The sequence below is a fragment of the Mycolicibacterium vaccae NBRC 14118 = CIP 105934 genome (assembly GCF_001552715.1).
Lineage (GTDB): Bacteria > Actinomycetota > Actinomycetes > Mycobacteriales > Mycobacteriaceae > Mycobacterium > Mycobacterium vaccae.
The window spans coordinates 1-10,242 of the sequence record NZ_BCRS01000197.1 but is presented as its reverse complement, the minus strand read 5'-3'; the positions used below and the strand labels follow the sequence as shown (position 1 = coordinate 10,242).

Annotated in this window: 9 protein-coding genes; 4 read left to right on the top strand and 5 right to left on the bottom strand. The window is 69.9% G+C overall.

Annotation, left to right across the window (positions count from 1 at the left end; translation table 11 throughout):
- From MVA01S_RS26365 to mqo, 3 genes are all read right to left on the bottom strand, one after another.
- The coding region (locus MVA01S_RS26365) for a VWA domain-containing protein (protein WP_110899844.1) at positions 1 to 1,738 on the bottom strand (1,738 nt) is incomplete at its 3' end.
- Between the two features lie 74 nt (positions 1,739 to 1,812).
- The gene (locus MVA01S_RS26360; RefSeq protein WP_003933189.1) at positions 1,813 to 2,259 is read right to left on the bottom strand and encodes a GNAT family N-acetyltransferase; all 447 of its coding nucleotides are present in this window, start codon (positions 2,257 to 2,259) and stop codon (positions 1,813 to 1,815) included.
- 11 nt (positions 2,260 to 2,270) lie between these two features.
- Entirely contained in the window at positions 2,271 to 3,830 is a 1,560-nt protein-coding gene (mqo, locus tag MVA01S_RS26355; RefSeq protein WP_003933190.1) for a malate dehydrogenase (quinone), read from the bottom strand.
- Positions 3,831 to 3,949: 119 nt separating this feature from the next.
- On the opposite strand from mqo, the gene MVA01S_RS26350 reads away from it, so the two are divergent.
- Positions 3,950 to 4,972 (top strand): alpha/beta hydrolase, encoded by a 1,023-nt coding sequence (locus MVA01S_RS26350; RefSeq protein ID WP_040542975.1) that lies wholly within the window; start codon positions 3,950 to 3,952, stop codon positions 4,970 to 4,972.
- The gene (gene mtr, locus MVA01S_RS26345; protein WP_003933192.1) at positions 4,965 to 6,386 is read left to right on the top strand and encodes a mycothione reductase; all 1,422 of its coding nucleotides are present in this window, start codon (positions 4,965 to 4,967) and stop codon (positions 6,384 to 6,386) included. The genes MVA01S_RS26350 and mtr overlap by 8 nt, the downstream gene beginning before the upstream one ends.
- Before the next feature lie 43 nt (positions 6,387 to 6,429).
- On the opposite strand, the gene MVA01S_RS26340 is transcribed toward mtr, so the two are convergent.
- Positions 6,430 to 7,017 carry a sigma-70 family RNA polymerase sigma factor gene (locus MVA01S_RS26340; protein ID WP_003933193.1) on the bottom strand — a complete coding sequence of 196 codons (588 nt, stop codon included), beginning with the start codon at positions 7,015 to 7,017 and terminating at the stop codon, positions 6,430 to 6,432.
- Between the two features lie 244 nt (positions 7,018 to 7,261).
- Between MVA01S_RS26340 and MVA01S_RS26335 the strand changes: the two genes are divergently transcribed.
- Together MVA01S_RS26335 and MVA01S_RS26330 are read left to right on the top strand one after the other, a co-directional pair.
- A complete protein-coding gene (locus MVA01S_RS26335) occupies positions 7,262 to 7,966 on the top strand; it encodes a response regulator transcription factor (protein WP_051015383.1) in 705 nt (234 codons plus the stop codon).
- Positions 7,963 to 9,483, top strand: a complete 1,521-nt coding sequence (locus tag MVA01S_RS26330; protein ID WP_003933195.1) for a sensor histidine kinase — start codon at positions 7,963 to 7,965, stop codon at positions 9,481 to 9,483. The genes MVA01S_RS26335 and MVA01S_RS26330 overlap by 4 nt, the downstream gene beginning before the upstream one ends.
- On the opposite strand, the gene MVA01S_RS26325 is transcribed toward MVA01S_RS26330, so the two are convergent.
- Complete coding sequence (locus MVA01S_RS26325; RefSeq protein WP_003933196.1) at positions 9,475 to 10,227, bottom strand: energy-coupling factor ABC transporter ATP-binding protein; 753 nt, start codon at positions 10,225 to 10,227, stop codon at positions 9,475 to 9,477. The genes MVA01S_RS26330 and MVA01S_RS26325 overlap by 9 nt on opposite strands.
- Between the last annotated feature and the right edge of the window lie 15 nt (positions 10,228 to 10,242).

The following is a 10,242-nucleotide window of genomic DNA, read 5'->3' as shown; positions in this document are numbered from 1 at the left end:
GGGCCGCCGCGGTGCGCGTCCGGCCGAGCGGGTCCGGCCCGCCGGTGGCGCGCCCGTCGGTCAGCACGACGACCAGGCTGCGACGTGCGCGGTCGCGGGCCCGTTCCCGGACCACCATGTCGCGCGCGGCAAGAAGTCCTTGCGCCAGCGGCGTTTTCCCACCGGTGTCGAACTGTGCGAGCCTGCGGCTGGCGATGTAGACCGACGACGTCGGCGGCAGCAGCACCCGGGCGTCCTGCCCGCGGAAGGTGATGACCGCGACCTTGTCCCGGCGCTGGTAGGCGTCGCGCAGCAGCGACAGCGTCGCCCCACCCACCGCCGACATCCGGTCCCGGGCCGCCATGGATCCCGACGCGTCCACGACGAAGATCACCAGGTTGCCCTCGCGACCCTCGCGGACGGCGCGCCGGACGTCGTCGGGACCGGGCCGCACCGCGCCGCGGCCGGTCTGACGGCCCGCGGCGGCGAGCAGAGTGGCGAACACGTGCATCCCTTGCCCGGACTCGCGTTCCGCGGTCGCCGACACCACGGTGCCGGTGCGGTTGCGGGCCCGCGACCGGCGGCCGGGCGCGCCCTCCCCGACGCCGGGGACGACGAGCGCCCTGGTCTTGAACGGATCCGACGGTGCCGCGCTCTGCCCGGTCGGCGGCGGCGAATTCCGTTGCTGCGGTTGCCCGTCCGAGGACGACTGCGGTCCATTCTCGGGCGCGCCGCCACCGCCGCCGGGCGGATCCGGGTCCGGGTCCGGTTCGGGCTCACCCTCGGCGGATTCACCGGCGGCCTGTTCCATCGCCTCGTCGAGGCGATCCTGATCCAGGCCGGGATCGTCGAACGGATCGCGGCGCCGCCGGTGCGGCAGCGCGAGTTCGGCGGCGATCCGGATGTCCTCTTCGCCGACGGTGATCTCACCCGTCGCTGCGCTCGCCCCAGTCACATCACCCGTCGCTGCGCTCGCCCCAGTCACATCACCCGTCGCTGCGCTCGCCCCAGTGGCGCACGCACGCCACGCCGCGTGCGCGACAGCGGTGCGGGCCACCACCAGGTCGGCGCGCATCCCGTCGACGTCGAACGCCGCGCACAGCGCGGCGATGCGCCGTAATTCGTTGTCGGGCAACACGACATCGGCGACCAGCGCCCGCGCGGCCGCTATCCGGGCGGCCAGTTCGGCGTCCTGGTCGGCGTACCGTGCGGCGAACCCCGCAGGGTCTGCCTCGTAGGCCAGCCGGGCGCGGATGACCTCGGCGCGCACGTCGACGTCGCGGGAGGCCACCACGTCGACGGTGAGCCCGAACCGGTCGAGAAGCTGTGGCCGCAGCTCGCCTTCTTCGGGGTTCATCGTGCCGACGAGCACGAACCGCGCGTCGTGGCTGTGCGACACACCGTCTCGCTCGATGTGCACCCGTCCCATCGCGGCCGCGTCGAGCAGCACGTCGACCAGATGATCGTGCAGCAGGTTGACCTCGTCGACGTAGAGCACGCCGCGGTGGGCCCGGGCCAGCAGACCCGGCGAGAACGCGTGCTCGCCGTCGCGCAGCACCTTCTGCAGATCCAGCGAGCCGACCACGCGGTCCTCGGTGGCGCCGATCGGCAGTTCCACCAAGTGCCCGCCGGGCTCACCGGAGACCTTGTGCGCCGCGGACAGCACCTGCGCCAACCCACGCACGGCCGTCGACTTCGCGGTGCCCTTCTCGCCGCGGATCAGCACTCCGCCGATGTCGGGCCGCACCGCACACAACATCAATGCCAGGCGAAGCCGATCGTGTCCGACGACGGCGCTGAACGGATAGGTCAGCGGCGATCCGACCGACGAGCTCACGGCTTCACCATCGGCACGTGCGGGATGCCGTCGTCGAGGAACTCGTCACCGGCACGCACGAATCCGTGCCTGCCGTACATCTCCTCGAGGTAGGTCTGCGCGTCGATGCGGCACGGGTAGTCGCCCACCTCGGCAAGCGCGGCCTGCAGCAGGCGGGCGGTGTGCCCGTGGCCGCGGTGGCCGCGTTTGGTGCACACCCGCCCGATCCGGAACGCCTTCTGTCCGCCGGGATGCTCCTCCATCAACCGCAAGGTCGAAATGACTTCTCCTTCAGGGTTTTCCAGCCAGAAGTGGCGCGTCTCGGCCAGCAGATCGCGGCCGTCGAGCTCGGGGTACGGGGTGGCCTGTTCGACGACGAACACCTCGACGCGCAGCTTGAGCAGCTCGTAGAGGGTCGCGGCGTCCAGGTCCTTGGCCCAACTACGCCGCAACGCGACCGCCATCCGGTCCCTGCTCAAACGGTCGCCGCGGTGGTCGGCGAATGCTCGGTGCCCGCGGTGGAGACGTCCCCGGTGGTGTCCGGCACGCCGCCTGCGGGCTTGTCCAGCTTGAGCACCTTGGTGCCGTGCGACCAGATCTGCTCGAAAAGCGCGGGCTCGTCGGACAACTGGACACCCAGCGACGGCACGATCTCCTTGAACCTGGGCTCCCAGGCCGGGTACCGGTCGGCGAAGCAGCGCTTCATCACGTCGAACATCGCGGGCACCGCGGTCGATGCCCCCGGCGAGGCGCCGAGCAGGCCTGCGATGCTGCCGTCGGCCGCGGCGAGCACCGTGGTGCCGAACTCCAGCACCCCGCCCTTGCCCTTGGCCTTGCGGATGACCTGCACGCGCTGTCCGGCGATGTCGAGCTCCCAGTCGGAGTCCTTTGCGCTGGGGGCGAAGTCGCGCAGATTCTCCACCCGGGCCGACTCGCTGAGCAGCAGTTGGCCGATCAGGTACTTCAAGAGTCCCATCTCGGTCAGGCCCACCCCGAGCATCGAGACCAGGTTGTCGGGTTTGACCGAGAACGGCAGATCGGTGACCTTGCCCTGCTTGAGGAACTTCGGCGACCAGCCGGCGAACGGTCCGAACAGCAGCCAGGACTTGTCGTTGATCACGCGGGTGTCCAGGTGCGGCACCGACATCGGCGGGGCCCCCAGCGGTGGCAGCCCGTAGACCTTGGCCTGGTGCCTGGCCGTCAGCTCCGGATTGCCGGTGCGCAGCCACTGCCCGCCGACCGGGAAACCACCGAAGCCCTTGGCTTCCTTGATGCCGGCCTTCTGCAGCAGCGGCAGCGCTCCGCCGCCGGCGCCGACGAACACGAACTTGGCGTTGATCGTGCGCTTCTGGCCGGTCCGGCGGTTGACCACCTTGACCGTCCACGTGCTGTCGGAGTTCTGGCTGAGGTTGGTCACCTGGTGGCCGAACAGGGTGTCCATCCCCTGCTGGGCGCTGAAGCCGAGGAGCTGCCGCGACAGCGCGCCGAAGTCGACGTCGGTGCCGTCCTGGGTCCAGTTCAGGCCGAGCGGCTCGCGCAGGTCGCGGCCGTCGGCCATCAGCGGCAGCCTGCGCGCGAACTCGTCGGGGTCGTCGATGAACTCCATGGTGGCGAACAGCGGGTTGGTGACCAGCGCGTTGTAGCGCTTGCGCAGGTACTGCACGTTGTCGGCGCCGCTGACGAAGCTGACGTGCGGGATCGGGTTGAGGAAGCTGCGCACGTCGGGCAGCACACCGTTCTCGACGGCGTAGGTCCAGAACTGGCGCGACACCTGGAACTGCTCGTTGACGTTGACGGCCTTGGCGATGTCGATCGAGCCGTCGGGCCGGGCCGGGGTGTAGTTGAGCTCACACAGCGCGGAGTGGCCGGTGCCCGCGTTGTTCCACGGATCGCTGCTCTCGGCCGCCGCACCGTCGAGGCGCTCGACCAACGTCATCGACCAGTTGGGTTCCACCAGGCGCAGCAACACGCTCAGGGTGGCGCTCATGATGCCGGCTCCGACCAGCAGGACGTCTGTCTTCTGTGGTTCTGACACCTTCTCGATGGTCCTTCGTGGTCGCTGCCCGTTGCAACACGGCTTACCGGTGTTCAGGTTATCCCGCCGGGGCCGGCGCCAACCCGCCGACCACTGCGGAGAGCACTAGGGTGGCGAACGTGTCTGGATGGGAGCCCGACGTGCTGCCCGGATATCTGCAGCGCTGCTTCGCACTGGGACCCGATCCGGACGGGGAGGGCGAGCTCGTGGCGACGCTGGTGCGCCGCGGGCAGGCGGAGCCGTCGGCCCGGCACGCCGTGCTTGTGGTGCACGGTTTCACCGACTACTTCTTCCACACCGAGCTCGCCGACCACTTCGCCGCCCGCGGCTTCGACTTCTATGCCATCGATCTGCACAAATGCGGCCGATCACACCGGCCGGGCCAGACCCCGCACTTCACCACCGACCTGAGGCACTACGACGCGGAGCTCGACGCTGCGCTCGACGTGGTCGCCGCTTCGGGCCCGGTGCGGGTGCTGATGTACGGGCATTCGGCGGGCGGTCTGGTGGTCTCGTGGTGGTTGCACCGGCTGCGCACGCGGCGGCCGGACCTGCATCGACACCTCTCGGGGCTGGTGCTCAACAGCCCGTGGCTGGACCTGCACGGGCCCGCGATCCTGCGCACGCCGCCGGCGTCGGCGGCGCTGAGGGCCATGCGCCGGCTGCGCAAGCACTCGGTGGTGCGTCCCCCGGGCCAGAGCGGTTACGGCGCGACGCTGCACCGGGACTACTTCGGCGACTTCGACTACAACCTGCAGTGGAAGCCGGTCGGCGGGTTCCCGGTGACCGCGGGCTGGATCCACGCGATCCGGCGGGCACAGACCAGGCTGCACCGGGGCCTCGACGTCGGTGTGCCGAACCTGATCCTGCGTTCGGACCACAGCGTGCGCGAGGTCGCCGATCCGGAACGGATCCAGCGCGGGGACGCGGTGCTCGATGTCACCCAGATCGCCCGCTGGGCGGGCTGCATCGGCAACCGGACGACGATCGTGCCGATCGCCGACGCCAAGCACGACGTGTTTCTGTCGCTGCCCGGGCCGCGCCGGGCGGCCTACGCCGAACTGGATCGCTGGCTGGACTGGTATCTGGCCGAGACCTCGCAATCTCCCACCCCACAGAACGAAAGCGGAGGCCATGGCTGACTTCGACATCGCGATCATCGGCACCGGCTCCGGGAACTCGATCCTCGACGAGCGCTACGTCGACAAGCGGGTGGCCATCTGCGAGAAGGGCCTCTTCGGCGGCACCTGCCTCAATGTCGGCTGCATCCCCACGAAGATGTTCGTCTACGCCGCCGGGGTGGCCGACCAGATCCGGGAGTCGGGCCGGTTCGGCGTGGACGGCCACATCGACGGCGTGCGGTGGACCGACATCGTGTCCCGGGTGTTCGGCCGCATCGATCCGCTGGCCAGCGGCGGCGAGCACTATCGGCGGTCGTCGCCGAACGTCGAGGTCTTCGCCAGCCACACCCGGTTCGCCGGCCGCGAACCCGGCGGCGCGTACCGGCTGCGCACCGACGACGGCGACGAGTTCACCGCCGAGCAGGTGGTGATCGCCGCCGGCGCGCGCGCCACGGTGCCGCCGGCGATCGCCGACTGCGGCGTCAGGTACCACACCAGCGACACGATCATGCGGATCTCGGAGCTGCCCGAGCACCTGGCCATTGTCGGCGGCGGGTTCGTGGCGGCCGAGTTCGCGCACGTGTTCTCCGCGCTGGGCTCGCGGGTGACGATCGTGCTGCGCGGGACGTCCATGCTGAGCCACTGTGACGACACCATCTGCGAGCGGTTCACCGACATCGCGGGCAAGAAGTGGGAGATCCGCAGCAAGCGCAACATTGTGGCCAGCCAGTCGAGCGACCCCGACGACTCAGGCGTGGCGCTGGTCCTCGACGACGACTCGATCGTGCACGCCGACGCGCTGCTGGTGGCCACCGGCCGCATTCCCAACGGTGACCAGCTCGACGCGCACCTGGCCGGTGTCGAGGTCGCCGACGGGCGGGTCGTGGTCGACGAATTCCAGCGCACCACAGCCCGAAATGTGTTCGCGCTCGGCGACGTCAGCTCGCCGTATCAGCTCAAGCACGTGGCCAACCACGAGGCCCGGGTGGTCAAGCACAACCTGCTGCAGGACTGGGACGACACCGAAGCCCTGATGCCGGCCAACCACCGCCACGTGCCCTCGGCGGTGTTCACCGAACCCCAGATCGCGTCGGTCGGACTGACCGAGAACCAGGCGCGCGCAGCGGGTTACCGCATCCGGTCCAAGGTGCAGGACTACGGCGACGTGGCCTACGGCTGGGCGATGGAGGATTCCACCGGGTTCGCCAAGCTGATCGTCGACGACGACACCGGGCTGCTGCTCGGCGCGCACATCATGGGCCATCAGGCGTCGTCGATCATCCAGCCGCTGGTGCAGGCGATGGCGTTCGACCTGCCCGCGCAGGACATGGCGCGGGGTCAGTACTGGATCCACCCGGCACTTCCCGAGGTGGTCGAGAACGCGCTGCTGGCGCTGTGCGGGGAACCGCCGTGGCCACCGTCCAAGCGCCACTGAAGCGGCACTGAAGCGGGCACTGAAGCGGGCACTGAGAAATCGGCTATGCGGCCCGGGCGCCGCGCAGGTAGCCGCGGTCGGTGGCGACGTCGAACAGAAGTGTGCGCAGGGCGCGCCGGCCGCGGTGCAGACGCGACATCACGGTGCCGAGCGGAATGTCGAGGATGAACGCGATCTCGCGGTACCGCAGACCTTCCACGTCGGCGTAGTACACCACCAGCCGCTGATCTTCGCGCAGCCGTGCGAGGGCGTCCCTGACCTCGTCGTCGCCCATCGCTTCCAGTGCGGCGAGCTCGGCCGACGGCAGTCCGGTGCCGCTGTGGCGGCCCTGCCCGGCCAGCTGCGCGTCGGTGATCCCTTCGGAGAGAACCTCTTCCGGCCGGCACTGGGCCTTGCGGTAGGAGGTGATCCATGTGTTGGTCATGATCCGCAGCAACCAGGCGCGGACGTTCGTGCCGTCCTCGAAGCGGTGGAATCCGCGGTACGCCCTGATCATCGTCTCCTGGACCAGATCCTCGGCGTCGGCGGTGCTGCCGGTGTGCCTGCGCGCGGCGCGGTAGAGCTGATCGAGCAGCGGCAGCACGTCGCGCTCGAACCGTTCCAGGACAGTGTCTTCTGACGTGGGCGCCATCGTTGAACCTCCAAATCCATTCTGTGACCGTTGATCCCACTGTATGGACGATCCAGGGATCTGAACGGTTCGCATAGGAACCACAAACATTTGGAGATCATGTGAACGCCGCAGGCGCATCGACATATGAGATCTCTATGAGGGTGGTGACGTGCGCGTGCCCGGCGGCCACAATGAGGGGGTGACGTCTGCGCCCGTGGAGGACCAGGGCCCGCGTCGCGCGATCCTGGGCAAGCTGCCCCGGATGTACCGCGCGGACGGGTCCCCGATCCGCGTCCTGCTCGTCGACGACGAGCGTGCGCTGACCAATCTGGTCAAGATGGCGCTGCGGTACGAGGGGTGGGAGATCGACGTGGCCCACGACGCCGCGGAGGCGGTCGCCAGGTATCGCGCCAACACCCCCGACCTGATGGTGCTGGACATCATGCTGCCCGACATGGACGGGCTCGGCGTGCTGGCGGCGCTGCGGCAGTCCGGCGACTACACGCCGACGCTGTTCCTGACCGCGCGTGACTCCGTCGCCGACCGGGTGACCGGCCTGACCGCCGGTGGCGACGACTACATGACCAAGCCGTTCTCCCTGGAGGAGCTCGTCGCGCGGCTGCGCGGCCTGCTGCGCCGGTCGGCCTACCTCACCCCTGCCGACGACGAGTCGCTGTCGGTCGGAGATCTCACGCTCGAGGTCGCCAGCCGCGAGGTGACCCGCGCCGGCGAGCCGGTCGCGCTGACCTCCACCGAGTTCGAGCTGTTGCGGCTGCTGATGCGACATCAGCGGAAAGCGTTGACCCGCAATGACATTCTGAGACAGGTGTGGGATTACGACTTCGGCGGAAGGACCAGCATCGTCGACCTCTACGTGTCGTACCTGCGGAAGAAGATCGACGCGGGCCGGGACCCGATGATTCACACCGTCCGCGGCGTCGGCTACATGCTGCGGCCCGCGCGATGACGCGGATCTGGCAGAGCTGGACCCTGTTGCGCCAACTCGTCGTCGGCGTATCGGTGGTCGTGATGGTCGCGCTGGTCTCGGTCGGAGCGTTGACTGTACTGACGATGCGCTCATCGGTGCTCGGCATCATCGACACCCAGTTGTCCGCGGCGGCCGACGGCACCCTCAGCTCGGTGGCCAAGTACCGCAGCACACCGGGACCCGGCGGTCAGATGCCCGCGCCCGGGGCGATGAAGCCGCTGACGCACCTGATCGGGCAGGCGCCCGGCAACGTCGTCGCCCTGATCCAGAACGGGCGGGTGGTGGACTCGGCCTACTTCGGGGACGGGGATGCGCAGGACGCGCCGCCGGCAGCGGTCGAGCGGATCGCCGCAATGTCGTGGTCGGACCCGCATCCCCGCACGGTCGAGCTGCCCGGTCTGGGCTGGTACCGCATGGTCGGGCTGCCCGGCGACGGTGACGAGATCCTGGTCACCGGCGCGTCGCGGGCCCCGGCGTGGGATGTGATGGTGCGTGAGACCGCGATCGTGTCCGCGATCACCGCGATCGCCCTACTGGTCACCGCGTTGAGCACCGTCGCGATCGTCCGGTTCGCGCTGCGCCCGCTGCGCCGCGTCGCCGCGACCGCATCGGAGGTCGCGGGCCTGCCGCTGGACCGGGACAATTATGCGATCACCCCGCGCGTGCCGACCGGTGACACCGATCCCCGCACCGAGGTCGGGTCGGTCGGCGACACCCTCAACCGGCTGCTCGACCACGTCGAGCAGGCGCTGGCCGACGTCGCCGCATCCGACCGGCGGATGCGTCAGTTCATCACCGACGCCAGCCACGAACTGCGCACTCCGCTGGCGGCCATCCTCGGTTACGCCGAGCTGACCCGCCAGGACAGCTCGGTGCTGCCGGAGACCACCGAGTACTCCCTGGCCCGCATCGAGGCCGAGGCGCAGCGGATGCACGCGCTGGTGGCCGATCTGCTGTTGCTGGCCCGCCTCGACGAGGGGCAGGACCGCCAGACCGCCGACGTCGACCTCGCCGATCTGGTCGTCGACGCCGTCAACGACGCGGCGGTGTGCGCACCCGAGCACCACTGGCGCATCTCGGTCCCCGACGTGCCCGAGGATGACGCGCCCGACGATGCGGTGAACGTGCTCGGCGACCGGGCCCAGCTGCACCAGATGCTGGCCAACCTGCTGGCCAATGCGCGGGTGCACACGCCCGCGGGCACCACGGTCACCGTCACGGTGTCGGCCGCGGGCGGGTACGTCGAGCTGACAGTCGCCGACGACGGTCCGGGGATCGACGCGCAGCTGCTGCCGCACCTGTTCGAGCGGTTCGTGCGCGCCGACAGGTCACGGTCGCGCCAGGCCGGCAGTTTCGGGCTGGGTCTGGCGATCGTGTCCTCGATCGTCGAGTCGCACGGCGGCACGATCGTCGCCACGTCCGACTCGGGGGTCACGGCATTCCGCATCCGGCTGCCCGCCGCGCCGGTCGGCGCCGCGCAGCCGGTGTCAGCGTGACCCGACGACGAACCCCCAGGGCAGCTCGAGGCGGTGCGCGGCAAGCAGTTCGGCGTCGGCCAGCACGGCGTCGATGTCCCCGTCGGCGACGATCTCGCCGTGGTCCATCACGATCGCACGCCGGCACAGCTGTGCGGCGTAGGGCAGGTCGTGGGTGACGATCAGCATGGTGGCGTCGAGGCCGGACAGCGTCTCGGCCAGTTCGCGGCGGGCCACCGGGTCCAGGTTGGCCGACGGTTCGTCGAGCACCAGGACCTCGGGTTCACAGGCCAGCACGGTGGCCAGCGCGGCCCGTCGCCGCTGCCCCCCGGACATGTGGGCGGGGCTGCGCTCGGCCAGGTCGGACATCGACACCACCTCGAGAGCGCGGGCGACGCGGGACTCCAGTTCCGCTCCGCGGACACCGAAGTTGGCCGGGCCGAAGGCCACGTCCTGGGCCAGGGTCGGCATGAACAGCTGGTCGTCGGGATCCTGGAAGACCAGCCCGACCTTGCGCCGAATGTCACGAAGAGTCTTGCGGGACAACGTCATTCCGCTGATCTGCACGGTCCCCTGCAGTGCCGTGAGGACGCCGTTGAGGTGCAGCATCAGCGTCGTCTTGCCCGCCCCGTTGGGCCCGAGCAGGGCCACGCGCTCGCCGGGGGCGACGTCGAGGTCGATGCCGGCCAGGGCCACGTGCCCGTCGGGATAGGCGTAGCGCAGGCCACGGACCCGCACCGCGGGCGCCGTCACGCCAGCACCCATGCGGCGGCGGCCACC

Bases quoted from the DNA above. Each gene is read 5' to 3' on its own strand.
- MVA01S_RS26340 (WP_003933193.1), bottom strand. From the start codon at position 7,017: ATGGCGCCCACGTCAGAAGACACTGTCCTGGAACGGTTCGAGCGCGAC.
- mtr (WP_003933192.1), top strand. From the start codon at position 4,965: ATGGCTGACTTCGACATCGCGATCATCGGCACCGGCTCCGGGAACTCG.
- MVA01S_RS26335 (WP_051015383.1), top strand. From the start codon at position 7,262: ATGTACCGCGCGGACGGGTCCCCGATCCGCGTCCTGCTCGTCGACGAC.
- MVA01S_RS26325 (WP_003933196.1), bottom strand. From the start codon at position 10,227: ATGGGTGCTGGCGTGACGGCGCCCGCGGTGCGGGTCCGTGGCCTGCGC.
- MVA01S_RS26330 (WP_003933195.1), top strand. From the start codon at position 7,963: ATGACGCGGATCTGGCAGAGCTGGACCCTGTTGCGCCAACTCGTCGTC.
- MVA01S_RS26360 (WP_003933189.1), bottom strand. From the start codon at position 2,259: ATGGCGGTCGCGTTGCGGCGTAGTTGGGCCAAGGACCTGGACGCCGCG.